The organism is Streptomyces sp. NPDC051173 (genome assembly GCF_040689515.1).
GTDB lineage: Bacteria > Actinomycetota > Actinomycetes > Streptomycetales > Streptomycetaceae > Streptomyces.
In genome coordinates this window covers 1-25,203 of sequence record NZ_JBFBBD010000096.1, presented here as the reverse complement: position 1 = coordinate 25,203, position 25,203 = coordinate 1, and the positions used below count along the sequence as shown (strand labels likewise).

General features: G+C 71.5%; 23 protein-coding genes. 9 read left to right on the top strand and 14 right to left on the bottom strand.

Features of this window, described 5'->3' with window-relative positions; genetic code table 11:
- Positions 1 to 313: 313 nt before the first annotated feature.
- Positions 314 to 529 carry a zinc ribbon domain-containing protein gene (locus tag AB0435_RS30940; RefSeq protein ID WP_366003283.1) on the top strand — a complete coding sequence of 72 codons (216 nt, stop codon included), beginning with the start codon at positions 314 to 316 and terminating at the stop codon, positions 527 to 529.
- A gap of 29 nt (positions 530 to 558) precedes the next feature.
- Here AB0435_RS30940 and AB0435_RS30935 read toward each other — a convergent pair whose 3' ends face one another.
- The 4 genes from AB0435_RS30935 to AB0435_RS30920 form a co-directional block, all read right to left on the bottom strand.
- Entirely contained in the window at positions 559 to 1,197 is a 639-nt protein-coding gene (locus AB0435_RS30935; RefSeq protein ID WP_366003285.1) for an O-methyltransferase, read from the bottom strand.
- Between the two features lie 89 nt (positions 1,198 to 1,286).
- On the bottom strand, positions 1,287 to 2,090 hold the full coding sequence (locus AB0435_RS30930; RefSeq protein WP_366428472.1) for an HAD family hydrolase: 804 nt from the start codon (positions 2,088 to 2,090) through the stop codon (positions 1,287 to 1,289).
- Positions 2,087 to 4,948 (bottom strand): phosphoribosyltransferase, encoded by a 2,862-nt coding sequence (locus tag AB0435_RS30925; protein WP_366428473.1) that lies wholly within the window; start codon positions 4,946 to 4,948, stop codon positions 2,087 to 2,089. The genes AB0435_RS30930 and AB0435_RS30925 overlap by 4 nt, the downstream gene beginning before the upstream one ends.
- On the bottom strand, positions 4,948 to 6,123 hold the full coding sequence (locus AB0435_RS30920) for an HpcH/HpaI aldolase/citrate lyase family protein (protein WP_366428471.1): 1,176 nt from the start codon (positions 6,121 to 6,123) through the stop codon (positions 4,948 to 4,950). Before AB0435_RS30920 ends, AB0435_RS30925 begins: the two co-directional genes overlap by 1 nt.
- 181 nt (positions 6,124 to 6,304) lie before the next feature.
- Here AB0435_RS30920 and AB0435_RS30915 point away from each other — a divergent pair, with 181 nt between their 5' ends.
- Complete coding sequence (locus tag AB0435_RS30915; protein WP_366428470.1) at positions 6,305 to 7,030, top strand: TerD family protein; 726 nt, start codon at positions 6,305 to 6,307, stop codon at positions 7,028 to 7,030.
- Between the two features lie 93 nt (positions 7,031 to 7,123).
- Here the strand turns inward: AB0435_RS30915 and AB0435_RS30910 are convergent, their stop codons facing one another.
- The 6 genes from AB0435_RS30910 to AB0435_RS30885 all read right to left on the bottom strand — a co-directional run bounded on the left by AB0435_RS30910 (position 7,124) and on the right by AB0435_RS30885 (position 11,685).
- Positions 7,124 to 7,870, bottom strand: coding sequence for a Tellurium resistance (locus AB0435_RS30910; protein WP_366003279.1), 747 nt, complete (start codon positions 7,868 to 7,870; stop codon positions 7,124 to 7,126).
- Between the two features lie 101 nt (positions 7,871 to 7,971).
- A complete protein-coding gene (locus tag AB0435_RS30905; RefSeq protein ID WP_366003278.1) occupies positions 7,972 to 9,117 on the bottom strand; it encodes a DUF475 domain-containing protein in 1,146 nt (381 codons plus the stop codon).
- A 48-nt stretch (positions 9,118 to 9,165) separates the two neighbouring features.
- Positions 9,166 to 9,741 carry a TerD family protein gene (locus AB0435_RS30900; RefSeq protein ID WP_361529330.1) on the bottom strand — a complete coding sequence of 192 codons (576 nt, stop codon included), beginning with the start codon at positions 9,739 to 9,741 and terminating at the stop codon, positions 9,166 to 9,168.
- Between the two features lie 118 nt (positions 9,742 to 9,859).
- Complete coding sequence (locus tag AB0435_RS30895) at positions 9,860 to 10,435, bottom strand: TerD family protein (RefSeq protein WP_301887664.1); 576 nt, start codon at positions 10,433 to 10,435, stop codon at positions 9,860 to 9,862.
- A 199-nt stretch (positions 10,436 to 10,634) separates the two neighbouring features.
- Entirely contained in the window at positions 10,635 to 11,093 is a 459-nt protein-coding gene (locus AB0435_RS30890; protein ID WP_366428469.1) for a peroxiredoxin, read from the bottom strand.
- A 169-nt stretch (positions 11,094 to 11,262) separates the two neighbouring features.
- Complete coding sequence (locus AB0435_RS30885; RefSeq protein WP_116211480.1) at positions 11,263 to 11,685, bottom strand: DUF3052 domain-containing protein; 423 nt, start codon at positions 11,683 to 11,685, stop codon at positions 11,263 to 11,265.
- Between the two features lie 461 nt (positions 11,686 to 12,146).
- Here AB0435_RS30885 and aceE point away from each other — a divergent pair, with 461 nt between their 5' ends.
- Positions 12,147 to 14,879 carry a pyruvate dehydrogenase (acetyl-transferring), homodimeric type gene (aceE, locus tag AB0435_RS30880; RefSeq protein ID WP_366003274.1) on the top strand — a complete coding sequence of 911 codons (2,733 nt, stop codon included), beginning with the start codon at positions 12,147 to 12,149 and terminating at the stop codon, positions 14,877 to 14,879.
- Positions 14,880 to 14,975: 96 nt separating this feature from the next.
- Here aceE and AB0435_RS30875 read toward each other — a convergent pair whose 3' ends face one another.
- Together AB0435_RS30875 and AB0435_RS30870 are read right to left on the bottom strand one after the other, a co-directional pair.
- The gene (locus AB0435_RS30875; RefSeq protein WP_366003272.1) at positions 14,976 to 15,356 is read right to left on the bottom strand and encodes a peptidase inhibitor family I36 protein; all 381 of its coding nucleotides are present in this window, start codon (positions 15,354 to 15,356) and stop codon (positions 14,976 to 14,978) included.
- Positions 15,357 to 15,488: 132 nt separating this feature from the next.
- Positions 15,489 to 17,081: a DHA2 family efflux MFS transporter permease subunit gene (locus AB0435_RS30870; protein ID WP_366428468.1), complete on the bottom strand. Its 1,593-nt coding sequence runs from the start codon at positions 17,079 to 17,081 to the stop codon at positions 15,489 to 15,491.
- A gap of 113 nt (positions 17,082 to 17,194) precedes the next feature.
- On the opposite strand from AB0435_RS30870, the gene AB0435_RS30865 reads away from it, so the two are divergent.
- The 5 genes from AB0435_RS30865 to AB0435_RS30845 all read left to right on the top strand — a co-directional run bounded on the left by AB0435_RS30865 (position 17,195) and on the right by AB0435_RS30845 (position 22,344).
- A complete protein-coding gene (locus AB0435_RS30865) occupies positions 17,195 to 17,854 on the top strand; it encodes a TetR family transcriptional regulator (protein ID WP_366428467.1) in 660 nt (219 codons plus the stop codon).
- 99 nt (positions 17,855 to 17,953) lie between these two features.
- A complete protein-coding gene (locus tag AB0435_RS30860) occupies positions 17,954 to 19,174 on the top strand; it encodes an alpha/beta hydrolase (protein WP_366003267.1) in 1,221 nt (406 codons plus the stop codon).
- A 149-nt stretch (positions 19,175 to 19,323) separates the two neighbouring features.
- The gene (locus AB0435_RS30855; protein WP_366003265.1) at positions 19,324 to 20,184 is read left to right on the top strand and encodes a DUF4429 domain-containing protein; all 861 of its coding nucleotides are present in this window, start codon (positions 19,324 to 19,326) and stop codon (positions 20,182 to 20,184) included.
- A 122-nt stretch (positions 20,185 to 20,306) separates the two neighbouring features.
- Positions 20,307 to 21,575: a sensor histidine kinase gene (locus tag AB0435_RS30850; protein ID WP_366003264.1), complete on the top strand. Its 1,269-nt coding sequence runs from the start codon at positions 20,307 to 20,309 to the stop codon at positions 21,573 to 21,575.
- A gap of 91 nt (positions 21,576 to 21,666) precedes the next feature.
- Entirely contained in the window at positions 21,667 to 22,344 is a 678-nt protein-coding gene (locus tag AB0435_RS30845; RefSeq protein WP_366003263.1) for a response regulator transcription factor, read from the top strand.
- A 305-nt stretch (positions 22,345 to 22,649) separates the two neighbouring features.
- Here AB0435_RS30845 and AB0435_RS30840 read toward each other — a convergent pair whose 3' ends face one another.
- Both AB0435_RS30840 and AB0435_RS30835 read right to left on the bottom strand, forming a co-directional pair.
- Positions 22,650 to 23,672 (bottom strand): aldo/keto reductase, encoded by a 1,023-nt coding sequence (locus tag AB0435_RS30840; RefSeq protein WP_366428466.1) that lies wholly within the window; start codon positions 23,670 to 23,672, stop codon positions 22,650 to 22,652.
- A gap of 6 nt (positions 23,673 to 23,678) precedes the next feature.
- Complete coding sequence (locus AB0435_RS30835; RefSeq protein WP_366428465.1) at positions 23,679 to 24,143, bottom strand: MerR family transcriptional regulator; 465 nt, start codon at positions 24,141 to 24,143, stop codon at positions 23,679 to 23,681.
- 131 nt (positions 24,144 to 24,274) lie between these two features.
- Between AB0435_RS30835 and AB0435_RS30830 the strand changes: the two genes are divergently transcribed.
- Positions 24,275 to 25,087: a serine hydrolase domain-containing protein gene (locus AB0435_RS30830; protein ID WP_366428464.1), complete on the top strand. Its 813-nt coding sequence runs from the start codon at positions 24,275 to 24,277 to the stop codon at positions 25,085 to 25,087.
- Positions 25,088 to 25,203: the final 116 nt, after the last annotated feature.

The following is a 25,203-nucleotide window of genomic DNA, read 5'->3' as shown; positions in this document are numbered from 1 at the left end:
GTACGGGCCCTGCCCGGAGCGGGCGAGGCGGACCACGATCAGCTGGCCCGCGACCTCGGCGGCGCCCCAGACCCCACAACACGGCTTCGCCGCGTTGTCCTCAATCGCCGGACGGGCTGGATGTGCTGGCTACGGTCCGCACCATCCAGCCCGTCCGGCGATTGAGGACGCGGCCGCTGGGGGCACCTCCCAGCGGTAGCTGGGGGAGCTCCCGCCGCAGGCGGCAACGGCGGGACAGCCGGGGGCCTGGGGCACGCGCCCCAGTTCGGGAAGGGGCGGGGCCGGGGAGAAAACCGCCCGTTATCCTACGCGCATGCCTCGCTACGAATACCGGTGCAAAGCCTGCGGCGACACCTTCGAGCTGAACCGCCCGATGGCCGAGTCGTCCGCCCCCGCCACCTGCCCCGAGGGCCACACGGACACCGTGAAGCTGCTGTCGACCGTCGCCGTCACCGGCGCCGCCGCGGCAACTCCCGCTCCCCGCGGCGGCGGTGGCGGTGGCTGCTGCGGTGGCGGCTGCTGCGGCTGAGGCCGGGGCAGCGGCCGGCACGTACGCCGTCAGCCGGTCCGGCGGGAGAGGGTGAGGCCGTCGGCGATGGCCAGCATGACGGAGTCCATGCGCTTGTCGGCGGCCACGTGCTCGTTGAACACGGTCATCGCCGCGCCCATGCGCGACGTCTCCGGGGTGAGGACCTCGCCGCTGAAGAGGACGTTGTCCGACACGATCAGCCCGCCGGGGCGGAGCCGGGGCACGAGCTCCTCCCAGTAGGCGACGTAGCCCTCCTTGTCGGCGTCGATGAAGGCCAGGTCGATGTGCGGGTCGGCCGGCATGGCCCGCAGCGAGTCCAGCGCGGCGCCGAGCCGCAGCTCGACGCGGTCGGCCACGCCTGCCTGCTCCCAGGCGTCGCGCGCGTAGGCCGTCCACTCCTCCGAGATGTCGAGGGTGATCAGCTTGCCGTCGGCGGGCAGCGCCCGGGCCATCGACAGGGACGAGAGGCCGGTGAAGGTGCCGACCTCCACGATGTGCCGGGCCCCGGTGAGCCCGACGAGGAAGGCCAGCAACGGGCCCTGTTCCCGGGCGATCTGCTTGACGGCGACGCCGGGCAGCGCGCTGTGCGTGAGGTCGACGAGGGAGCGCTGCACCGGGGTGAGCGGCGGGTTGTGAGCGAGGACGTACTCGTACAGCTCCGGGGTCATCCGGATGCCCTTGAATGCGGTCACACGAAGCTCCTCGGGAAGGGGGAGAAGGTTCAACGGCCGTGCGCCCCACCGAGATTACGCCGCCGTTACGCCGCCGCCCCGCCGAACGCCCCGAGGATCTCCTCACCCGCCAGCACGCCCCGCGTCTCCAGGGCGGTCACGTGCGGTGCGGTCCAGCCCACGTCGGCGAGTTCGCCGTGGCCCGGGCACCAGCCGCGGTCGGCGGCGAGCAGCAGGTCGGCGTCGAGCAGGGAGTCACCGGCGGCCAGCACCTCGGACGCGCCCGTGCGGCGGGCGACCTCCGCGACCGCGGCGCTCTTGGTGAGCGGCTCCGGCACGGCGTAGAGCTTGCGGCCCTGGAGGGAGACGGACCAACGGCGGGCGCGGGCCCACTCGGTGAGCTCCCGCACCCAGCCGTCGGGCAGCAGGGAGCGGTCCACGACGAGATAGGCGAAGAGGTCCTCGGCCGTGCGCTCCTTGAGCAGCCAGGCCGGGTCGGCGGTCCGCACCAGGTGCGCGCGGACCTCGTCCAGCGGGGCGCACTCGGCGGCCAGCGTCCGCTCCACCCGCCGCCGCCAGCCGGTGTCGGACTCGCCCCGTACGAGCAGTTCACCGCCGTTGGCGCAGATCGCGAACTCCGGCACGGGGCCGGGCAGCCGGATGCGGCCGTACTGCTCGCGGGTCCGGGTCGTGGTGGGGACGAAAGTGGCGGTACGGGCCAGGCCGGCGAGGAGCCCCGCCGCGGTCTCCGTCATATAGGAGAGCGGTCTGCTCTCGTACACCTCGACGCAGAGCAGGCGGGGCGCCCGCGCGTCCGGCATGCCGAGGGCGAGCGCGGCGGCGGAGTAGATGAGCGTGCGGTCGAGGTCGCTGGCGACGAGGATCGTCACGGGGCGGTCACCGCCGTGCCGTCCGCGCCGGTCGCGCCGCGGGTGTAGCGGGGGTGGATCAGGCCGACGCAGCTGTACGGCAGGCCGTCCACCTCCTCCACCGGGACGCCGCGCTGGGCGGCCAGCAGCCGCACGTGGCCGAGCTCCCCGCCCGCGCCCCGCCGGGCGAGGACCTTCCAGGGGACGCGGCGCAGCAGGACGCGGGTGGTCTCGCCGACGCCGGGCTTGACGAGGTTGACGTCGTGGATGCCGTACTCCTCGCTGATGCGCTCGACGGCCGCCCAGCCCGCCCAGGTCGGCGTGCGGTCGGCGGCGGCCATGTCCTTCGCGTCGAGGGCGACCTGCTCCTCGACCTCGGGGAAGCGCGCGGCGACGGCCTCGACGAGGTCACGCGAGACGTCGGCGCCCGCGAGCTCGCGGTAGAACTTCGCGCCGTGGAAGTCGTGCGGGCCGACGAGGTCGGGGCGCAGCACCGTACGCGAGATCAGGCCCGACACCGTCGAGTTGAGGCACGCGGAGGGGACGAGGAAGTCGTCGCGCGTGCCGTAGGTCGCCACGCAGTGGCCGGGGTCGGCGAGCACGGCGAGGCGGGGGTCGAAGCCCTCGAACCCGGCCAGGGCGTCGGCGAGTTCGCGGGTGATCGCGCCCTTGCCGGTCCAGCCGTCGACGAAGACGACGTCGGCCGGGTCGTGGTGGGCGGCCAGCCAGCGCAGCGCCGTGCGGTCGATGCCACGGCCGCGCACGATGGACACGGCGTAGTGCGGCAGGTCGAGGCCGTACGCGTACCTCGCCCAGCGGCGCATCAGCACGCCGACGGGGGTGCCCGCGCGGGCCAGGGACACCAGCACCGGGCGGGGCGACCGCTCGGCCAGCACGGTCTCCGTGACGACGCCGACGGCGTGCGCCATGCGGGCGGCGGAGGCGTCCAGCGCGGCGCGGAACAGCGCCTGGTACTCCGCGCTGGGCTGGTACTCGACGGGCAGCGACTCGGCGTAGTGCGCGCCGCCGCTCTGGATCGCCTCCTCGCGCTCCTCGGTGGGCGCCTCCAGGGTGACGTCGGAGAGGTCCTGGAGCAGCCAGCCGACGTCCCGCGGATCGTAGGAGGAGAAGGCGGGGCCGCGGAGGGGCTCGGGCATGGGCGGGGCCTCTGGGGTGTGGGAGGGGACGACGGCGAGCAGGACGTGCCCGGTGTGCGGGGCGAGCGCGTCCAGCAGCCCGCCGGGGGCGTGCAGTTCGGGGGTGTCGCCGTGCGAGTCGACGACGGCGACGACGGCGTCGAAGCCGGCGCCCGCGACGTTGTAGGCGTAGCGGGGGCCGGGGCCGTCCGCGGGGTCGTCGTGCGCGGGGAAGGCGAGGCGCGTGCGGATGGCGTAGCCGGGGTCGTCGACGGCGAGCACGGGCGACCGGGTGGTGGTGGAGAACCGCACGTCGACGGCGGGGCGCTGACCGTCCCGCACGGTGTCGTGGCACCCGCGCACGTGATCCGCACGCCCGGCTTCCGGAACGGCCGGACGGTCGTCGACGACGGGGCCGTCCTCGGCGGTACCGCTGCGCGCGGGGGCGTGGGGCCCACGCGTGTCGTCCGCACGACCGGCTCCCGGGCCGGCCACCGGGTCGTCGGCGGCGGAGCCGCTCCGACCGGCGGCGTGACACCCGCGCGCATCGTCCGCGCCACCGGCATCCGGAACCGCCGTACCGGCGTCCTCGACAGAGCCGCTCCGGCCAGTGCCATGGCACCCACGCGTCTCATCCGCACGACGGCCGGCTGCCCGGTCGTCCTCGGCCCCGGCCTCGCACCGGCCCTCAGCGGAGCCACTCCGCCCCGTGTCACGGCACCCGCGTACGCGGTTCGCGCGGTCGTTCCCGCCCGGTCCGGGGCAGTTCTCGTCCTCCGCCGGGCCGCCTAGTGCCGTCTCCAGTGCGCACGCGAGCCGCAGGGGTGCGTACATCAGCTCTTCGTTGCCGAGGACGAGCACGCGCCGGGCGTCCGCGGGGAGCGCTTCGGCGATGCGCGCCGCCATGCCGGGGAGGGCGTCCTCCAGGGCCGCGCGGTGGGCGGGCGTGAAGCCGTGCCGGCCGCCGTCCGGCACGCGGGCCGGCCAGCGGAGGTCTATTCGGCGGGGGGTCCCGCGCCGCGGCGACGGCGGCGGGGCCGCCGGAGCGGAATCGTGCTCCGCGACCAAGGCCTGCCCCCGTTCCAGCACCCCGGAGGGGAGCCGCACCGTGCCGGAGGCGAGGGAGAGGACGTCCACGCGGGCGCCCAGTCCGGCGGCGAAGTCGGTCAGGCGCGCGCGGTCGGCCGGGCCGCGCATGTCGACCAGGGCCACGATCACGTACCGCTCGCGCGGGAAGCGCGCGTGCAGCGCGGTGATCGTGTTGAGGACCGTGCGGCCGGTGGAGAACTCGTCGTCGACGAGCACCAGCGGGCCGTCGCCCGACAGCAGCGCGTGGTTCTCCGGGAGCAGCAGGTGGGACGTGGCGTGGCTGTGTTCCTCCTCGAAGCCGCCGACCGGGGTCACGCCCGGGACGGGCCGCCGGGTGGAGTGCAGGTACGGCGCGAGGCCGAGGCCGTCGGCGACGGCGTGGCCGAGGCCGGTGGCCGTCTCCGCGTAGCCGAGGACGACGGCGCGCGCCGCCTCCGCGTCACCGAGGAGCGCGCGGACCCGCCGCCCGAGCCCGGCCCCCGCACCGTGGACCGCGGACGGCGCCACGGGTACGTGCTTGCCGAGCACCTGGGAGACGAGCAGGTGCGCCCGCTTGGGGTTGCGCCGCAGGGCCAGGCCCAGCAGCCCGCGCAGGGCGGTGTCGCCCTCCAGTCCGATGCCGAGCCGGTCCTCGACCCACTGCCCCTGCCACATCACGCGGCCGCCCCGACGCCCGCCGCCAGCAGCTCCACAAAGCCCACGTCCTCCCGCGCGACACCGAACACCTCGGCGCGGAGCATGATCCGCTCCGCCCAGGCCCGGTGCGGCTTCACTTCGTTCATCTTGTTCGTGTAGGCGGAGCGCATCACTCCGCCGCCCTCGCGCTCGGGCCGCAGGATGTCCTCGGCGTCGCCGAACTCCTCGTGGCTGACCACGGAGAGCGCGTGCACGGGGGCCACGTGGGAGGGGTGGATGCAGGTCTTGCCCTGGAGGCCGTTGGCCCGGTCGAGCTGGATCTCCCGGAGCAGGCCGTCCATGTCGTGCTCGATGAGCGCGTTGCGCAGCTCCTCCGCGGGTCCGGCGAAGGGCGTGCGGCGCAGCTGCGGCTTGAACATCCGCTCGTGCTGTCTGAAGTACTCCCAGACGGGGCCGGTGACGGTGAAGCCGCTGCCGTCCGCGCGGCCGAGGACGTTGACGACGTCGGCGATGACGGAGGCGACGAGCTGGACGTCGTAGGCGGTCATGTCGGGCGCGCGGCGCAGTCCGTAGGCCGAGCAGAAGTCCGTCACGCCGAGCCGCAGGGCCAGCACGCGGTCGCGGTACTTGTCGACGGTGCGGGCGATGCCCGCGAGCGTCGCGGTGCGGGTCTCCAGGTGGAGCAGCTCGGGCGATTCGAGGACGGGCATGGCGAACAGCCGCCGCCCGCAGCTGTTCTCGGCCGCGGCGAGCTCCTCCAGGAACGGGACGCCGCGCTCCTCGGTGAACTTCGGGAGGACGAATCCGGACAGCAGCCGGCCGGCCGGGCCGAGCCGCCGGACGAGGTCGGTGATCTGGCCGGGCTCCCGGACCCGGACGAAGAGGAGGGGCAGGGTCCGGCCGGTCGCGGCGAGGTCGTCGAGCGCGCCGAACTGGCGGACGAGGTTCTCCTCGGCGCGGCCCACGTCGGCGTCGCCGATGGAGTCCTCCAGGCAGAGCACCATGGAGACCACTCCGCGGTCCGCCTGCTTGACGACGTCCTCGGCGAGGGTGGGCCGGGTGGCGGGGCTGTAGAGCGTGGCGCCGAGGGCGACGGCGAGTGTGGCGGCCGGGGACTGCGCGTCGAAGGTGGCGGGCTGTTTATGGAACAGACCATTCCGCATCGAGGGCGCAAGGTGCTCGAAATGCCTCATTACTCTCCCCGTCCACGGCTTCCCACCGGACCGTCCAGCCGGAAGCGTGGCCGATTATCGTACGTCCGGGAGGTGGTCAAGAGTTCCCCAAGTGCATGAGAATCCGGCCTCCCGTATGGGCGAACAGCCCGGACGGCCCCTGCGTTGTCCGCGGCCGGTACGGGAAGGCAGGATTGCGGGCATGACGCACGCCATGCTGAAGGGGTCGAACATCCCGCTGGACGCCCGTAACGTACGGGCCGTGCTGCGCTGGACCCCCGGTCCGGGCATCCCGGACGTGGATGCCTCCGCGCTGCTGGTGGGCGACGGCGGCCGCGTGCGCTCGGACGCGGACTTCGTCTTCTACAACCAGCCCCGCCACCCCTCGGGCGCCGTCCGTCACCTGGCGAAGAAGCGGCTGGTCGAGGGCGCGACGGACTCCCTTGAGGCCGACCTCCACGCCCTTGAGCCCTCGGTCGACCGGATCGTGCTGGCCGCCTCGGCGGACGGCGGGCCCTTCGGGCTCGTACGTGACCTGTGCGTGCTGCTGTACGACGCGGGGGCGGCCGACGCGGAGCCGGTGGCGCTCTTCGAGGTGCAGCCGGAGACCGGAGCCGAGACCGCGATGATCTGCGGCGAGCTGTACCGGCGCGGGGAGGGCTGGAAGTTCCGGGCGATGGGCCAGGGCTACGCCTCCGGGCTGGTCGGGCTGGCCACGGAGTTCGGCATCTCGGTCGACGAGCCGGAACCGGAGGAGCCCACCCCGCCGGCACCCGCCCCGGCCCCGGCCCCGGGATACGGCTATCCCCCGCCGCCGTCCGTGCCGCCGTCGGCGCCCCCGGCGTACGGCTACCCACAGCAGCGGAGCGCCCCGGACCCCGCCTTCCACCTCCCCCCGCAGGGCCCCCAGTTCCAGCCGAACCGCTAGCGGTGCCCGGCGCGTCCCGGCCCGGCCACGGTCCGTCCGCCACCCGCGGGGAAACCGCCGCCGGGAGTCCGCCGGACCGCCCGCCGCCCGTCGTCACACCTTCGACTTGTAGCCGCGGCCCCACTGCAGGCCCCAGCCGTAGAGGCGGTCCAGCTCCGCCTGGAAGCCGTAGACGTACTTCATCTCGCGGCGCAGGGTGATCTCGCCCTTGGTGTTCTCGATCATCACGACGGCGCACGAGCGGGCCTCGGGGGCGCGTTCGTGCAGCGGGATCTCGATCCGGGGGCCGTTGCCGGGATAGAGCGTCACCATCGCGTGCGTACGGTCGAACGCCGGGGTGCCGTCGTAGATGTAGACGAAGATCAGCAGTCGCTTGATCTCCGCGCGGTGGTCCATGTTGATGTAGATCGTCTCGCCGGACCCGGAGCCGAACCGGTCGTCGCCGCTGAGCTGGACGTACGGCGGACTGTTGAGGCTGCCCAGTATCGAACCGAGGGGCTGGACCACGCCTTTCGAACCGTCCTGGAGCTCGTACATGCAGGCGAGGTCGAGGTCCACGTTGACGAAGGCGGGGCCCTGCGCCTGCACCATCTCGGGCCGGAACTTCCGCAGCGGGTGGCGCAGCCCGTCGCCCAGCGTGCCCCTCTCGTCGAAGGCGGACGTGGTGCGCATCCGCCAGGACAGGTTGACCCGGAGGTTGCCGGTGACGGCGCCCTGCTTGGTGAGCGAGAACGACGGATGCCGCTTGGTCAGCTCGATGGCGCCGTTGGCACCGCCGAAGTCGAGCTGCGCCTCGCCCGCGCGCCCCCAGTTGCCGAAGAGCTTGTCCCAGATCGCCATGGCCGCCAACCCCCACCCCGAGTGAACCGAACTGCCGCGGGGCGGCCGCGAGGTGACCCTCACGACCGCCCCGATCAGAGCGTTCCTCAAATGTGCCGGGGTCACACCCCGGAGGAGACCTCGGCCTTGCTGTCCGAGCCGTCGCCCGACGCCATGGCCCTGCGGTTGCGCACCACGGAGGACCAGAAGGCGAGCCCGATCAGCACCACGCCGACGAGACCGGTGATCACCTCGTTGATCTCGTACTTGATCGTGACGAGGAGGATGGCGGCGAGCGCGCCGATCGCGTAGTGCGCGCCGTGCTCCAGATAGACGTAGTCGTCGAGGGTTCCCTTGCGGACGAGGAAGACCGTCAGCGAGCGGATGTACATCGCGCCGATACCGAGGCCCAGCGCCATCTCGAAGATGTCGTTGGTGATGGCGAAGGCGCCGATGACACCGTCGAAGGAGAACGACGCGTCGATGACCTCGAGGTAGAGGAACATGAAGAACGCGGCCTTGCCGGCGAGACCGACGATCGCGCCGTTGCCGCCCTTCTTCGCGGGGCTCTGCGCGCCCTCCTCCTCGTCGTCGCCCTCGTCCTCTTCCAGGCGGTCCTCGAAGAAGCCGGAGACGCCGCCGACGATCAGATAGGTGACGAGGCCCGCGATACCGGAGAGCAGCACCGTGGAGGCCTTGTCGACCGTGCCCTCACCGCCGTGGACCGGCACCGCCGTGGCGAAGGTGGTGGCCGCGATCAGCAGCACCACGAGCGCGACGACGATGGAGAGGGTGTCCAGCTTGCCGAGCCGGGCGAGGGGCTTCTCCAGCCACTCCAGCCACCTGATCTCCCGGTCCTCGAAGATGAAGTCCAGGAAGATCATCAGCAGGAACATGCCACCGAAGGCCGCGATGGCCGGGTGGGCGCTGGTGACCAGCGACTCATAGCGCTCATGGTCCTGAAGGGCGACCTTGACCGCCTCGATCGGCCCCAGCTTCGCCGTGATGGCCACGATGACGACCGGGAACACCAGCCGCATGCCGAACACGGCGATGAGGATGCCCAGGGTCAGGAACATCTTCTGCCAGAACGGGTTCATCTTCCGGAGGATTCCGGCATTGATGACCGCATTGTCGAACGAGAGCGAAATCTCCAGGACGGAGAGGATCGCGACGATCGCCAGCCCCTGCCACCCCCAGAGAACACCGGCCAAGGCCAGTCCCGCCGCCGTGATGGCGAACGACCAGCCAAAGGTTTTCAGGAGCACTGGCTACCCAATCCTTCGCTAAGGGGTTCCCCCGCGCCGTGCGCGGCTTTACGAAACGTTGACCCCGAAGTCTAGGGCGATGCCGCGCAGTCCGGACGCGTACCCCTGTCCCACGGCCCTGAACTTCCATTCGCCGCCGTAGCGGTAGACCTCGCCGAAGATCATCGCGGTCTCGCTGGAGGCGTCCTCGCTGAGGTCGTAGCGCGCGAGCTCGCTGCCGTCCGCCTGGTTGAGCACGCGGATGTAGGCGTTGCTGACCTGGCCGAAGCTCTGGCCGCGGAGATCGGCCTCGTGGATGGAGACCGGGAAGACGATCTTGTCGCAGGTGGCCGGGACCTTGGTCAGGTCGACCAGGATGGACTCGTCGTCGCCCTCGCCCTCACCGGTGAGATTGTCACCGGTGTGCTCCACGGAGCCCTCGGGGCTCTTGAGGTTGTTGTAGAAGACGAAGTACTCGTCGCCGAGGACCCGGCCCGAGGCGCAGAGCAGGGCACTGGCGTCGAGGTCGAACGGGGCTCCGGTGGTGGAGCGCGCGTCCCAGCCGAGACCCACGGTGACGTGCGTGAGATTGGGTGCGGCCTTGGAGAGGGAGACATTGCCTCCCTTGGCGAGCGTGACGCCCATGATCTTGCTTCCTCCCCGAGTTGAACGGTGTCCGATGCACGTCCGGCGCCGCACGCCACCGCCCCCGGGGGAACCGGGGACGGGGCATGCGGCGCCGGACGCCGGACGGCAGTGTCGGTCAGACGTTGACGCCGAAGTCCTGGGCGATACCGCGCAGACCCGAGGCATACCCCTGACCGATGGCGCGGAACTTCCACTCGGCACCATTGCGGTAAAGCTCGCCGAAGACCATGGCGGTCTCGGTCGAGGCGTCCTCGCTGAGGTCGTAGCGCGCCAGCTCGGTGTTGTCAGCCTGGTTCACCACGCGGATGTAGGCGTTGCGGACCTGGCCGAAGCTCTGCTGGCGGCCCTCGGCCTCGTAGATCGAGACCGGGAAGACGATCTTGTGGACATCGGCGGGCACGCCCGCCAGGTTGACCTTGATGACCTCGTCGTCGCCCTCGCCCTCACCGGTGAGGTTGTCACCCTGGTGCTCGACGGAGCCGTCGGGGCTCTTGAGGTTGTTGAAGAAGACGAAGTTCTGGTCGTTGGCGACCTTGCCCTGGTCGTTCGTCAGCAGCGCGCTGGCGTCCAGGTCGAAGTCCGTACCGGTGGTGGTACGGGCGTCCCAGCCGAGACCGACGATGACCGCGGTCAGGTTGGGGGCCGCCTTGGTCAGCGAGACGTTGCCGCCCTTGCTGAGACTGACTCCCACGAGTCCTCCATTGGTTCGAGGGGGAGGGCATGACCTGCGCCCCGTTGTGCGATGGCATCCGATCAACGTTTGGATCCTAGTGACCGGTTCCCACCGATTGCAGACTTCTCACACGGGACTCGCACACCTGCCCCACACAGACCGGAATACAGGCTTCCGGAAAGCCGGGAAATGTACCGAACGAGTGTTCGGCGAGGTATCAGAGCGCCGCGAGCGCCTTGGTGTACTCGTTCAGGTCGCGCGCGTCCGGCAGGCCGTTGACGACCGTCCAGCGGACGACGCCCTCCTTGTCGATGATGAAGGTGCCGCGGACCGCGCAGCCCTTCTCCTCGTCGAAGACGCCGTAGGCGCGGCTGGTCTCGCCGTGCGGCCAGAAGTCGGAGAGCAGCGGGTAGTCCAGGCCCTCCTGCTCGGCGAAGACGCGCAGCGAGAACGGGGAGTCGTTGGAGACCGCCAGCAGCTGGACGCCGTCGTTCGCGAACTTCGGCAGCTCGTCGCGCAGGGCGCACAGCTCGCCGGTGCACACGCCGGTGAAAGCGAAGGGGTAGAAGAGCAGCACGACGCTCTTCTCACCGCGGAAGTCGGAGAGCCGCACGGTCTCGCCGTGCTGGTTCTTCAGCGCAAAGTCCGGAGCCTTGGTGCCGACCTCGATCGCCATGGGTTCGCATCCCTCTCTCGACGGGTGCCGGCCCCGGGGCCCGATCCTCGGCGGCCCCGGCCACCGGCGGGGTGGTGCGGCCAGTGTGTCACCGCGCCCGGAGCGCACGCAGCGCGCCCCCCGGCAGCGGTGCTGCCGGGGGGCGCGGTGGGTCCTGCGAAGGCCGGCGCTAGCGCTTGGGGGCGACCATGCGGGTGCCGGTCCAGTCCTTGGCCACGCTGATGCTCTTGGTCTGGCTCAGACCCGCGGTCTGCGACGCCTCGTTGATGTCGCTCGGCTCGATGTAGCCGTCGCGGCCCGTCTTCGGGGTCATCAGCCAGATGTCCCCGCCGTCCTCGAGCATGCCGATGGCGTCCACGAGCGCGTCCGTCAGGTCGCCGTCCTCGTCGCGGAACCACAGGACGACGGCATCGGCCACGTCGTCGTAGTCCTCGTCGACCAGATCCTGGCCGGTGATTTCCTCAATGGCCTCGCGGAGTTCCTGATCGACGTCGTCGTCGTAGCCGATCTCCTGGACCACCTGTCCGGGCTGGAAACCCAGCCTGGCGGCAGGGTTGGTCCGCTCCTCCGCGTGGTCCGCGGTCGCGCTCACTTATTGCCTCCTGTCATCTTTCGAGAAAGTGTCTTGTGTTCCCCGCATACGCGAGTCATTGGCCGTAGTCCACACGTGCCGGACCGATCGCGCAAGTACCCGGCCGCCGAGACCGCCGAAACGGTGACGGAAGCGGCTCTCCCACCGCAACCCTCACCATGGAAGGGCACGGGTGGGTGATTCGTGCCACAGCATTCTGCCGGGTTTGCGAAGTTGCCCCGTGTGATTACGGCCCACAGGCCCGAACGGCCGTACGCGGGCACCCCCCAAAGGGAGCGTATGGTTGCGATTTGGCCGCCCCCAGTCGGCCACCCCTTGACACGTCGTCTCATGAAGTGGTGGTTACCGCCCGGTAGAGATGACGTTTCCGTCGCCGCGGTCCACGATGGGAGCCGACGCGACAGAGCAGCAGACCGTAGTTGACCGCGTGCTGAGCACGACCCGAACACCGAAGGAACAGCGTGGCTTCCGGATCCGATCGCAACCCGATCATCATTGGCGGCCTTCCCAGCCAGGTCCCGGACTTCGATCCCGAAGAGACCCAGGAATGGCTCGACTCGCTCGACGCAGCCGTCGATGAGCGAGGCCGGGAACGTGCCCGCTACCTCATGCTTCGCCTGATCGAGCGGGCCCGCGAGAAGCGTGTGGCCGTGCCCGAGATGCGCAGCACGGACTACGTCAACACCATCGCCACCAAGGACGAGCCGTTCTTCCCCGGCAACGAGGAGATCGAGCGCAAGGTCCTCAACGCGACCCGGTGGAACGCGGCCGTGATGGTCTCCCGTGCCCAGCGCCCGGGCATCGGCGTCGGCGGTCACATCGCCACCTTCGCCTCCTCGGCGTCGCTCTACGACGTGGGCTTCAACCACTTCTTCCGCGGCAAGGACGAGGGCGACGGCGGCGACCAGATCTTCTTCCAGGGGCACGCCTCCCCCGGTGTCTACGCCCGCGCCTTCCTCCTGGACCGACTGTCCGAGCAGCAGCTCGACGCCTTCCGCCAGGAGAAGTCCAAGGCCCCCTACGGCCTGTCCAGCTACCCGCACCCGCGGCTCATGCCGGACTTCTGGGAGTTCCCGACCGTCTCGATGGGCCTCGGCCCCCTCGGCGCGATCTACCAGGCCCGGATGAACCGCTACATGGAGGCCCGCGGCATCGCCGACACCTCCAAGTCGCACGTGTGGGCGTACCTCGGCGACGGCGAGATGGACGAGCCGGAGTCGCTCGGCCAGCTGTCCATCGCCGCCCGCGAGGGTCTGGACAACCTCACCTTCGTCGTCAACTGCAACCTCCAGCGCCTCGACGGCCCGGTCCGCGGCAACGGCAAGGTCATGCAGGAGCTGGAGTCGCAGTTCCGCGGCGCCGGCTGGAACGTCATCAAGCTGGTCTGGGACCGCTCCTGGGACCCGCTGCTGGCGCAGGACCGCGACGGCATCCTGGTCAACAAGCTCAACAGCACCCCCGACGGCCAGTTCCAGACGTACGCCACCGAGACCGGCGCGTACATCCGTGACCACTTCTTCGGCGACGACCAGCGTCTGCGGAAGATGGTCGAGGGCATGACCGACGACCAGATCCTGCACCTGGGCCGCGGCGGTCACGACCACAAGAAGATCTTCGCGGCGTACGCGGCGGCCAAGGCGCACAAGGGCCAGCCGACCGTGATCCTCGCGCAGACCGTCAAGGGCTGGACCCTCGGTCCGAACTTCGAGGGCCGCAACGCGACCCACCAGATGAAGAAGCTCACGGTCGAGGACCTCAAGCGCTTCCGTGACCGTCTCCACATCCCGATCGCCGACAAGGAGCTGGAGTCCGGCCTGCCGCCGTACTACCACCCGGGTCGCGACTCGGAGGAGATCCAGTACATGCACGACCGCCGCAAGGCGCTCGGCGGCTATGTGCCGAGCCGTGTCGTGCGTGCGAAGCCGCTGGTCCTCCCCGAGGACAAGGTCTACGCGACCGCCAAGAAGGGCTCCGGGCAGCAGTCGATCGCCACGACCATGGCGTTCGTCCGCATCCTGAAGGACCTCATGCGGGACAAGGAGATCGGCAAACGCTTCGTGCTGATCGCCCCCGACGAGTACCGCACCTTCGGCATGGACGCGTTCTTCCCGTCCGCGAAGATCTACAACCCGCTGGGCCAGCAGTACGAGTCCGTGGACCGCGAGCTGCTGCTCGCCTACAAGGAGTCGCCGACCGGCCAGATGCTGCACGACGGCATCTCCGAGGCGGGCTGCACGGCCTCGCTGATCGCGGCGGGCTCCGCCTACGCCACGCACGGCGAGCCGCTGATCCCGGTCTACGTCTTCTACTCGATGTTCGGGTTCCAGCGCACCGGTGACCAGTTCTGGCAGATGGCCGACCAGCTGTCGCGCGGCTTCGTCCTGGGCGCCACCGCCGGCCGTACGACGCTGACCGGTGAGGGCCTCCAGCACGCGGACGGTCACTCGCAGCTGCTGGCGTCCACCAACCCGGGCGTCGTCTCCTACGACCCGGCGTTCGGCTTCGAGATGGCGCACATCGTCAAGGACGGTCTGCGGAGGATGTACGGCGAGAATGCCGAAGACGTCTTCTACTACCTGACCGTCTACAACGAGCCGATCCAGCACCCGGCCGAGCCGGCGGACGTGGACGCCGAGGGCATCCTCAAGGGTCTCTACCGCTTCAAGGCGGGCGAGAAGGGCGACGTCCCGGCGCAGATCCTCGCGTCCGGTGTGGCCGTGCCGTGGGCCATCGAGGCCCAGCGGATCCTCGCGGACGAGTGGAACGTCAAGGCGGACGTCTGGTCGGCGACCTCCTGGAACGAGCTGCGCCGTGACGCCATCGAGGTGGAGGAGTACAACCTCCTGCACCCCGAGGAGGACATGCGCGTCCCGTACGTGACGTCCAAGCTCGCCGGTGCCGAGGGCCCGAAGGTGGCCGTGTCCGACTGGATGCGTGCGGTTCCGGACCAGATCTCGCGCTGGGTGCCCGGTGCGTACCAGTCGCTGGGCGCGGACGGCTTCGGCTTCGCGGACACGCGTGGCGCGGCCCGTCGCTTCTTCCACATCGACGCCCAGTCGATCGTGCTGGCGGTGCTCACCGAGCTCGCCAAGGAGGGCAAGGTCGACCGCTCCGCGCTGAAGCAGGCGGTGGACCGCTACCAGCTGCTCGACGTGACGGCCGCCGACCCCGGCGCCGCGGGCGGCGACGCGTAGTCGTCCCTTCAGTGACCTCGTAGTCACCCCGACCCGGTCCCCGGCAGGCATCGCCTGCCGGGGACCGGGCGTTTCCCCTCCTTCTCAGCGGCCTTCTCAGCTCTCCCAGACCTTGTAGGCCCGGACCGCGTACGGCGACTCCGGCACCCAGGAGCCCGAGGGGTACGTCGCGAACTCACCGGTCTCGGCGCAGGTCGCGCTCTGGTACGTGGTGACCGGGCGCCCGGTGCGGTTGACGAAGGAGGCCGCCCCGGCGTTCGCCGGTAACGTCACACAGCTCTCGATGTCGATCGTGGAGAGCTCGCTCGTGGTCCGCTCGCCCCGGTAGTCCGACTTCGACCACAGGCACAGCTGCCCGGCCCCGCACGGGCCCGGCCGCCCCGGCGTGGCCGCGGTCGCGGTCGCGGCGGGCGCGCTCACGAGGGCCAGCCCGGCGGCGGCCCCCACGGCGAGGGCGGCGAAACGGATCGTACGCATATGCATCACTCCCTGTGATCGGTGACTGCTGCGTCGATCCTGTCCGCGCCGGCCGGCCGCTGCCAAGAGGGCCCCGCGAGCGGGGCCCTGATAGGGGAAGACGGCAGTCTGCGGGGGAATGTGCCGGTGGTCTCAGACCATCGCGGCGCCCGCCGCGGCGTCGGCGTTCGCGCCACGCTTGGTGAACAGCGCGAACGCGGCGGCGACCAGCGCGATGACGCCGGCGACCGTGAAGGACAGGCTCATGCCTGACACGAAAGTGTCATGCGCCACGCTCGAGATCTTCTCCGCGACCGGGGCCGGCGTGCGCGGCGGCACCGGGGCGATGCCGATCGCGATGAGGTCGGAGCCCTGGGACAGCTGGTCGTGCGTGACCGGCGGGAGTCCGGCGCCGGCCCACTTCCCGGGCAGTACGTGATCGACGCGGGCGGCCATGACCGCGCCCAGGACCGCCGTGCCGAGCGAGCCGCCGACCTGCATGGCGGCCTGCTGGAGGCCACCGGCCACACCGGCGTGCCGGAGGGGGGCGTTGCCGACGATGACCTCCGTGGCACCCACCATGACCGGCGAGAGGCCCAGGCCGAACAGCGCGAACCAGAGCGACATGATGCCCGTGCCGGAGCCGGTGGTCAGCGTGGAGGTGCCGAAGCAGGCGGCCGCGGTGCAGAGCATGCCCACGACCAGGGGGATGCGGGGGCCGATCCGGGTGATGACCGCGCCGGCCGTGGGCGCCCCGATGATCATCAAGCCGGTGAGCGGCAGCAGGTGCAGACCGCTGTCGACCGGGCTCATGCCGTGCACGTTCTGGAGATAGAAGGTGACGAAGAACAGGCCCCCGATGAAGGCGAAGGCCATCAGGACCATCAGGACCGTGCCCGCGGTCAGCGGCACGGAGCGGAACAGGCCGAGCGGCAGCAGGGGTTCGCGGGCCCTGGCCTCCCACACGGCGAAGAGCACGAAGGCGAGCAGCGACACGGCCAGGAAGGTCAGGGTCCTGGAGTCGCCCCACTGCCAGGTGGGCGCCTTGATGACGGCCCACACCAGGCAGAACATCGCCACCGAGAGCAGCACGATGCCCAGCAGGTCGAAGGACTTGGGCGCCTTCTCGGCGCGGTGGTCCCTGAGGATGACCAGGCCGAGGACGAGCGCGAGGACGCCGACGGGGACGTTGACGTAGAAGACGGACTGCCAGTTGACGTGCTCGACGAGCACGCCGCCGAGGATCGGCCCGCCGGCGGTGGAGACGCCGATGACCATGCCCCAGATGCCGATGGCCATGTTGAGCTTCTCGGCCGGGAAGGTGGCCCGGAGCAGGCCCAGCGCCGCCGGCATCAACAGGGCGCCGCACAGGCCCTGGAGCACACGGAAGCCGACGATCATCGAGACGGTGTCGGAGAGGGCGATGGCACCGGAGGCGGCGGCGAAGCCGGTGGTGCCGATGAGGAAGGTCAGCCGGTGACCGAAGCGGTCACCCAGCTTGCCCGCGGTGATCAGGGCGACCGCGAGGGCGAGGAGATAGCTGTTGGTGATCCATTGGACGTCGGCGAGCGAGGCGCCGAGGTCCTTCTGGATGGCGGGGTTCGCGACAGCGACGATGGTGCCGTCGAGCGTGACCATCATCACGCCGATCGCGACGGAGAGCAGTGTCAGCCAGGGATGGCCCCGTAACCCCTTCCGGGGTCCGAGATCCGGCGTCGCGTCGGCGACGGTGGTCTGAGACATCATATTTCGAGATTATGGCAGCGTCTGCCAATTGACCAGCGGTTTCATGAGGCGGCCGCTGCCAGATCGGTCACAGCTATCCTGAGCAGCCGAAACGCGGGTGAGGAGAGGCGTCGATGCGTGCGATCGAGGATCTGGCGGGACCCGAGGCACTGCCCGGGCTGCGCGAGCGGAAGAAGCGCCGCACCCGGGACACCCTGATCCGTTGCGCCCTCGAGCTGTTCGCGGAGAAGGGCTTCGAGGGCACCACCGTCGACGAGATCTCCGAGGCCGCCGACGTCTCCCAGCGCACCTTCTTCCGCTACTTCGCGAACAAGGAGGAGGTCGCCCTGGCGGTGCAGGACTCGGTCGAGTCCTTCTTCTTCAGCCGGCTGCTCCTGCGGCCCGCCGCCGAGGCGCCGCTCACCGCGCTGCGCAACGCCGTGCTCGCCTCCTGGGACAGCGTGGGCGAGGCCATCGAGACGGTCGTGCCGCTGGAACTGCACATGCGCACCTACCGGATGATCGAGTCGACCCCGCAGCTGTTCGCCGCCCATCTGCACCGCCTGGCCGGGCTGGAGGAACAGCTCGCGCAGGAGATCGCCCGCCGCGAGGGCCTGGACGTGCGGACCGACCCCAGACCGCAGGTGCTGGTGGCCGCGTTCGGCGGCGTGATGCGGGTGACCGGCAAGCTCTGGGGCGAGCGCGGCAACGCCGGGCTGGACGAACTCCGGGAGATCACCACGGAGTATCTCGACCGGCTCGGACCGGCGTTGGCACAAAACTGGCGCAACTGATCGTCAGGCGCAAACGAGTGCACAATCACCCTCGCTTCAAACGTGAGATGGCTCACTGACTTCACGGTCACCGCCGGCTTTCTCCTAGGGTGTTCGGCGGTGACTTCTTTCCCGGAGCTCGGCTCCCCCTCCGCCCCGTGGACGACCACGGCCGCTGTGTGGCGCGCACTGCTCGCACTGGCCGTGGTCTTCGTCATGCTCGCGACCACCGGCTGGACAGCCGTCAGGAGCCACAGAGCGGGCGGCGACGCACGGGCGGCGGCACTGAGCGCGTGGCTGCACGGCTCGATAGCCGGACACCCGCTCCCGGGCCCCGGCACGGCACCCGACGCCCTGGCCCGCTTCTTCGGCTCCCTCACCGGCGCCCAGCGCGAGGGGCTCGCCGACCGCTACCCCCTCGTCGTCGGCAATCTCGACGGCGCCCCGCTCACCCTGCGCTACCACGCCAACCGGGTCGCCCTCGACCAGGCGCGCAAGGTCGAGAAGCACCGCATGCGCGAGAACGACCTGACACCCGCCGGCCGCCAGGACGCGGAGCGGCGCATGCACCGCTTCGAATCGCTCATGGGCGACGACCGGCAGATCCTCGCCTTCGACCCCACGGGCGCCGGGCGCGTCGCCGAGGTCACCGGCGACCTCGACCGCGCCCAGCGCGTCTCCGTGGTCGTGCCCGGCGTCGACACCAACGTCCTCACCTTCGAGAAGACCCAGCGCGCGTACACCGCGCCCGAGGGCATGGCCCGCTCCCTCTACGCCGCCGAGCGGAAGACGAGCCCCGGCACCCGCACCGCCGTCATCGCCTGGGCCGACTACACCTCGCCCGCCGGGGTCGGCATGGACGCCGCCACCGGCAAGCTCGCCACCGAGGGCGCGCTGCGCCTGCGCTCCCTCGTGCTGGGCCTGCCGGGCACCGCGCCCGTCTCCCTCTTCTGCCACAGCTACGGATCCGTGGTGTGCGGTGTCGCCGCGCGCGACATGTCCCCCCGGGTCACCGACGTGGCCGTCGCGGGCAGCCCGGGCATGCGCGCCGACCACGTCTCCGAGCTGCGCACCAGCGCCCGGATATGGGCGATGCGCGACCCCGACGACTGGATCCAGGGCGTCCCCCACCTGGAGGTCGGCGGCCTCGGGCACGGCGCGGACCCGGTCTCCGCGGGCTTCGGCGCGCGCCTGCTGTCCTCGCGCGGGGCGCAAGGGCACGCCGGCTACTTCGAACCCGGCACGACGAGCCTCGCCAACTTCGCCGGCATCGGCGTCGGCGACCCCGCCGCGGTCAGCTGCGCCAAGGCGTCCAGCGGCTGCGCGGACGACCTGTCGTAGCCCCCCCTCGACGGCGCGGTCGGCGCGGACGGCGGGCCGCGTCAAGGGGGACGGGCGCGAAACCCGGGGAAATATTGCCCACCGGACGGGAGCACGTCACTTTGACGCGCGTAGCGACGAGCGGCCGACCGCCGCATACGATGAGCCGCATGGGTGATGTGCTGGCCGGTTTCCACGCCGCCTGGGAGTTCGACACCGACTCCGTGCTCATCCGCTTCGAACGGGGGATCCGCACACCGAAGCTGTTCCAGGCTCTCGGCGAGCGCCGCGTCCCCTACGAAGCGCTCGCGGCCGTCGAGCTGGCCCCGGGGAAGCGCGGGACGGTGGTGCTGCGCGCTGTGCCCAGACCGGGCGCCGACCCGCTGATGGACGCCGCCGCCGGGCAGCTCAAGGAGGGCTGCGACCCCTACCGCCTGGTACTGCCCGAGGAGCGCGACGCCCTCGCGGGGTACTACGCCGACGAGATACGGTCCGCGCTCGGCCCGTTCGCCGCCGAACCCGCCGAGCGCCACCTGGTGACCGCCCCCGCCGCGCCCCTGTCCTTCAAGGCCTACGACGGCAAGGCGTCCTTCGACGGCACGGCCGTCGCCTTCCGCTGGTTCTGGACGGGCGCCTCCTCCGCCAAGTGGAAGGCGGGCGACCAGCGCTTCCCCGTCGACGAGCTGTCGGACGTCGAGTGGCGCTCCCCCGACGCGGCCGGCGGCTGCCTGCGGCTGGTGCGGCGCGGCCGGGCCCCCGACGAGTACCCCGGCGAGGCCGACCAGGACCCGGCGGCGGTCGCCTTCGGCATGGGCTACGGGCTCGTCCACGAATCCCTCCCCTTCGCGGCCGCGGTCCTGGAGGCCGTACGGTCCACCACGCCGGTGGCCGCGCTGCGCATCCCCGCGGCCCGCCCCGACCCGGGCGGCATCGCGGACCGCATCCGCCACCTGGGCGCGCTGCACGACGCGGGGCTGCTGACGGACGACGAGTTCACGTCGAAGAAGGCGCAGCTGCTGGCCGAGTTGTGAGGTGGCGGCGGGCCTCTGCCCGCAGGCGGCAGACCGCGCAGGCTCATACCTCGGTATGACGCCACACGCCCCACCCCGGTGTGACGTGCGGCCGGCACCTCGGCGCCTACGCTGAGAGCGCCATGATCCAGTCGCCGCCCCTCAGCTTCCTGCGCGAGCTCTTCACGCCCGTCGGCCCGCCGACACCCCTCCTCGGCCAGGCCAGGAGACGGTGGGTCCGCCTCCTGCCGTACGCCGTCGCCGCGGTGTTCACCGCGATCCTGCTGCCCGTCACCGGCACCTTCCTGACCCGGGAGTACGGGCTGCACCCCGGCATCTCCGTCGTCCTCGCCTTCCTCCAGGCCGGGCCGCTGGTCGTCGCCGTGCGGCGGCCGCTGCTCGCGTGGGCGGTCGTCCTCGTCGCCGACGTCGCGGGGGCGGTCGCACTGCTCGGCCTGCCGCCGCGCGACGGGCTCCCCTGGCCGTGGCCGCCGATGGAGATCATCGGCATGCTGCTGCTGATGCTCGCGGTCGGGCTGCGCGAGCGGCCCCGCACGCTGGTCGCCGTGTGGACGGCGACCGGTGCGGTGTGCGTGGCCCTCATCACGCCGGGGCGCGGCGACGGGGTGTGGGTGGCGCTCATGGCGGTCGGCGGCGTGCTCATGCTGCTCGGCGGCGCGCTGCGCGGCCGGGGCGACGCCCGGCGGGCGCTGGCCGAACAGGAGACGATCAGCGAGGCCGAGCGCGCCCGCCGCACCCTGCTGGAGGAGCGCACCCGGATCGCCCGCGAGCTCCACGACGTGGTCGCCCACCACATGTCGGTGATCACTGTGCAGGCCGACAGCGCCCCGTACCGCCTCGCCGGGCTGCCGCCCGAGGCGAGCGAGGAGTTCACCTCGATCGCGGCGACCGCCCGGGAGTCGCTGACCGAGATGCGGCGGCTGCTGGGTGTCCTGCGCAGCGAGGACACCGGCCAGGAGCCGGGCGGCGAGCGCGCGCCGCAGCCGGGGGTGTCCCGCATCCCGCAGCTCGTCGAGGCGACCGTGCGGTCCGGGCAGCCCGTGGAGCTCACGGTCGGCCCGGAGGTGGCGGCCGCGGCGGCCGCGCTGCCGCAGGCCGTGGACCTCTCGGCGTACCGCATCGTGCAGGAGGCCCTGGCCAATGCCGTGCGGCACGCGCCCGGTGCGGCGACCCGGGTGTCGGTGTCCGTCTCCGCGGAAAGCCTGATGGTGCTCGTCGTCAACGACGCGGCGGCGGGGCCGGACGCCCCGCTGGAGTCCTCCGGCACCGGCCACGGTCTCGTCGGGATGCGGGAGCGGGTCCGGCTGGTCGGCGGCTCGCTGGACACCGGCCCCCTGCCGGAAGGCGGCTACCGGGTGGCCGCCCGGCTGCCGTTCACCGGGCTCGACTGACGCGCCGCCGCCCGCGCGCCCCTCCTCCGCCCCTCCTCCTCTGGCCCTCCTCCGGTCCTCCCCAGCGCTCCGAAAGGGAAGCATCCACCGCATGACCATCAAGGTGATCATCGTCGACGACCAGGCCATGGTGCGGGCGGGCTTCGCCGCGCTCCTCGCCGCGCAGTCCGACATCGACGTCGTCGGTGACGCGCCCGACGGGCGGCAGGGCGTGGAGCTCAGCCGCCGCGCGCATCCCGACGTGGTGCTGATGGACGTCCGGATGCCGGAGATGGACGGACTGGAGGCGGCGCGGCAACTCCTCGATCCCCCGCCCGGGGTGACGCACCGGCCGAAGGTGCTGATGCTGACGACCTTCGACGTCGACGACTACGTCTACGAGGCGCTGCGCGCGGGCGCGTCCGGCTTCCTGCTCAAGGACGCGCCCCCGGCCGACCTGATCTCGGCGGTGCGGGTCGTGGCGGCGGGCGAGGCGCTGCTCGCCCCTTCCGTGACCCGCCGGCTCATCGCGGACTTCGCGCGGCAACGGCCCGCGCGCCGCCGGGATCCGTCGTTGCGGCTGCGCGGTCTGACGCCGCGTGAGACCGAGGTGCTCGAACTGATCGCGCGCGGGCTCTCCAACCAGGAGATCGCCGCGTCCCTGGTCGTGGCGGAGCAGACGGTCAAGACGCACATCGGCAGGGTGCTGGCGAAGCTCGGCCTGCGCGACCGGGCGCAGGCCGTGATCTTCGCGTACGAATCGGGGCTGGTCGCCCCGGGCGACCGCTAGGGCCTGTCCGGCGGATCTTGCGGTCGGTGCCGCGGGTGACGCCGTCTGCGCACCACCGCTGCGCGGCGGTGTCCTCAATCGCCGGACAGGCTGAATATGGCTGATGTGGGTGCGCAATTCAGCCCGTCCGGCGTTCGAGGACGCCGGACAGGCCCGACATGACACACGCGATCGTCAACGTGCGGCACATCCAGGCCCGTTGAGGGCGCCTCCGGGAAGGTCGCCGGGGGAGTTCAAGGACACCGCGGGCGGCAGCGGCACCACTCCTGGCCGCGAGCCGCCCGCGAAGCGCGGCGGAAGGGCCGTTACTCCCGGCCCGCCGACGTGAAGGTCATGTCGGGGTAGCGGTCGCCCGCCACCTGCGAGGCGATCGGCTCCAGAGCCGCCAGCTCCTCGTCGGTCAGGACGATGTGCGTGGCGGCCGTGTTCTCCTCCAGGCGGGAGCGCTTGCGCGTGCCCGGGATCGGAACGACCGTCAGGCCGTGGACGGTGGCCCGCTGCTGGATCCAGGCCAGGGCCACCTGACCCAGTGTGATCCCGCGCGCCTCGGCGACCGCGCGCACCGGCTCCAGCAGGGCGGCGTTCGCGTCCGCGTTGTCGCCCGTGAAGCGCGGCTGGTGGCGCCGCCAGTCGTCGCTCGTCAGCTCCTTGTCGGCGTGGACGAACGAGCCGGTCAGGAAGCCGCGGCCGAGCGGCGAGTACGGCACGAGGGCCACACCCAGCTCACGCGCCGCGGGCACCACGCCCGCTTCGATGTCCCGGCTGAACAGCGACCACTCCGACTGCACAGCGGCGATGGGGTGCACGGCCTGGGCGGCGCGCAGTTCGGAGCCCGTCACCTCGCTCAGGCCCAAGTGCCGCACCTTGCCCTCGGCGACCAGCTCGGCCATGGCGCCGACGCTCTCCTCCATCGGCACGTCCACGTTGCGGCGGTGCATGTAGTAGAGGTCGATGTGGTCGACGCCCAGCCGGCGCAGGCTGCCTTCGACGGACTCGCGGATGTAGGCGCGGTCGTTGCGGATGGCCTGGTACGACGGGTCGTCCTCGCGCCGCACGATGGCGAACTTGGTGGCCAGCGTGATCCGGTCGCGGTGGGCGCGGACGAAGGGCGCGATGAACTCCTCGTTGCGGCCGAAGGCGTAGATGTCGGCCGTGTCGAAGAGGGTGACGCCCACCTCCAGCGCCCGCTCCAGCGTCGCCCGCGCCTCGGCCTCGTCGGTGGTCGGACCGTAGGCGAAGCTCATGCCCATGCAGCCGAGCCCCTGCACGCCGACCTCGGGACCGTCGGTGCCGAGCTTCGCGGTGGTGATCGTGTCGTTGCTGCTCATCGGCGTTCAGACCCCTTCGGACGCCCGGCGTCGGGCGTCGGCGTAAATATCGATCTTGTAGTCGAGCACGTCGAGCGTGCTCCGCAGCTCCGCGATGCGGCGCCGCACGTCGTCGCGGTGGGTGCTCAACAGCCGCTCGCGTTCGGCGAAGGTGTGCTCTCCCTCGCGTACCAGCTGGGCGTAGCGCACCATGTCCGCCACGGGCATCCCGGTCAGCCGCAGCCGGCCGACGAGGTCCAGCCAGTCCAGGTCGCGGTCGGTGTAGCGGCGCTGACCCGCGTGCGAACGGTCCACGTGGGGCATCAGCCCGATCCGCTCGTACCAGCGCAGGGTGTGCGCGGACAGGCCGGTGTACTCGGCCACCTCGCTGATCGTGTGGCGGTCGCCCTGCGGGCGTCCGGGCCGCGGCCCCGGCGCGCAGGGCTTGCCGTCGGCGAGCACTTCTCCCGGCGCGTGGTCCAGAACGGTCATACGGATCCCCCTCGCGTCGCGGGCCGTTCGCGGTCGAAAAGCCCTTGCGACACGGACAACGCTAGAGAGTTGGAGTGCACTCCAGGCAAGCGAGATCTTGGGGGAACCTTGGCCGGGTTAGGCTCGCACCCATGGAGAGCCTGCGGAAGATCGACAACTGGCCGGTGGAGACCGCTGCGGCGGCGGTGGTGAGGGCCGACGGCAGTCTCGCGGGGGCCCACGGGCCGACCGCGCACCGCTTCGCCCTGGCCTCCGTGACGAAACCGCTCACCGCGTACGCCGCGCTGCTCGCCGTCGAGGAAGGCGCGATCGAGCTGGACGAGCCGGCCGGTCCCGCCGGGTCCACGGTCCGCCATTTGCTGGCCCATACGTCCGGGCTGGCCTTCGACGAGCACCGGGCGACGGCCGAGCCGGGGACGCGGCGGCTGTACTCCAACGCCGGCTTCGAGGTGCTCGGCGACCACATCACCAAGGCCACCGACATCCCGTTCCCCGAGTACCTGCGGCAGGCCGTGCTGGAGCCGCTCGGCATGACGGGGACGGACCTCCAGGGCTCCCCCGCCAAGGACGGCGTCTCCACCGTCGACGACCTCGCCCGCTTCGCCGCGGAACTCCAGGCTCCGCGGCTGCTGTCACGGCAGACGCTCGACGGGGCGACGGCCGTGGCCTTCCCCGGGCTGACTGGTGTCCTCCCCGGCTACGGCCACCAGCGGCCCAACGACTGGGGCCTCGGCTTCGAGATCCGCGACGGCAAGTCGCCGCACTGGACGGGGGCTTCGTCCTCGCCGCGCACGTTCGGCCACTTCGGGCAGGCGGGCACGTTCCTGTGGGTGGACCCTGTGGTGGGAGCGGCGTGCGTCGCCCTCACGGACCGGCCGTTCGGGCCCTGGGCGGCCGAGGTATGGCCCGCACTGACGGACGCGATCCTGGCGGAGCTGGCCTGATTTTTTCCCCAGCCCCGCCCCTTCCCGAAACCGGGGAGACCCCGGACCCCAGCGCCCTTGGGGGTCCCCCCGGACGAAGTCTGGGGGAGCGTCCTCAAACGCCGGACGGGCTGGAT

Excerpts from the sequence above, each read along its gene's own strand:
- AB0435_RS30940 (WP_366003283.1), top strand. The coding sequence starts at position 314 with ATGCCTCGCTACGAATACCGGTGCAAAGCCTGCGGCGACACCTTCGAG.
- AB0435_RS30935 (WP_366003285.1), bottom strand. The coding sequence starts at position 1,197 with ATGACCCCGGAGCTGTACGAGTACGTCCTCGCTCACAACCCGCCGCTC.
- AB0435_RS30925 (WP_366428473.1), bottom strand. The coding sequence starts at position 4,948 with ATGTGGCAGGGGCAGTGGGTCGAGGACCGGCTCGGCATCGGACTGGAG.
- AB0435_RS30920 (WP_366428471.1), bottom strand. The coding sequence starts at position 6,123 with ATGAGGCATTTCGAGCACCTTGCGCCCTCGATGCGGAATGGTCTGTTC.
- AB0435_RS30915 (WP_366428470.1), top strand. The coding sequence starts at position 6,305 with ATGACGCACGCCATGCTGAAGGGGTCGAACATCCCGCTGGACGCCCGT.
- AB0435_RS30910 (WP_366003279.1), bottom strand. The coding sequence starts at position 7,870 with ATGGCGATCTGGGACAAGCTCTTCGGCAACTGGGGGCGCGCGGGCGAG.
- AB0435_RS30900 (WP_361529330.1), bottom strand. The coding sequence starts at position 9,741 with ATGGGCGTCACGCTCGCCAAGGGAGGCAATGTCTCCCTCTCCAAGGCC.
- AB0435_RS30890 (WP_366428469.1), bottom strand. The coding sequence starts at position 11,093 with ATGGCGATCGAGGTCGGCACCAAGGCTCCGGACTTTGCGCTGAAGAAC.
- AB0435_RS30875 (WP_366003272.1), bottom strand. The coding sequence starts at position 15,356 with ATGCGTACGATCCGTTTCGCCGCCCTCGCCGTGGGGGCCGCCGCCGGG.
- AB0435_RS30870 (WP_366428468.1), bottom strand. The coding sequence starts at position 17,081 with ATGATGTCTCAGACCACCGTCGCCGACGCGACGCCGGATCTCGGACCC.
- AB0435_RS30865 (WP_366428467.1), top strand. The coding sequence starts at position 17,195 with ATGCGTGCGATCGAGGATCTGGCGGGACCCGAGGCACTGCCCGGGCTG.
- AB0435_RS30855 (WP_366003265.1), top strand. The coding sequence starts at position 19,324 with ATGGGTGATGTGCTGGCCGGTTTCCACGCCGCCTGGGAGTTCGACACC.
- AB0435_RS30850 (WP_366003264.1), top strand. The coding sequence starts at position 20,307 with ATGATCCAGTCGCCGCCCCTCAGCTTCCTGCGCGAGCTCTTCACGCCC.
- AB0435_RS30845 (WP_366003263.1), top strand. The coding sequence starts at position 21,667 with ATGACCATCAAGGTGATCATCGTCGACGACCAGGCCATGGTGCGGGCG.
- AB0435_RS30840 (WP_366428466.1), bottom strand. The coding sequence starts at position 23,672 with ATGAGCAGCAACGACACGATCACCACCGCGAAGCTCGGCACCGACGGT.
- AB0435_RS30835 (WP_366428465.1), bottom strand. The coding sequence starts at position 24,143 with ATGACCGTTCTGGACCACGCGCCGGGAGAAGTGCTCGCCGACGGCAAG.
- AB0435_RS30830 (WP_366428464.1), top strand. The coding sequence starts at position 24,275 with ATGGAGAGCCTGCGGAAGATCGACAACTGGCCGGTGGAGACCGCTGCG.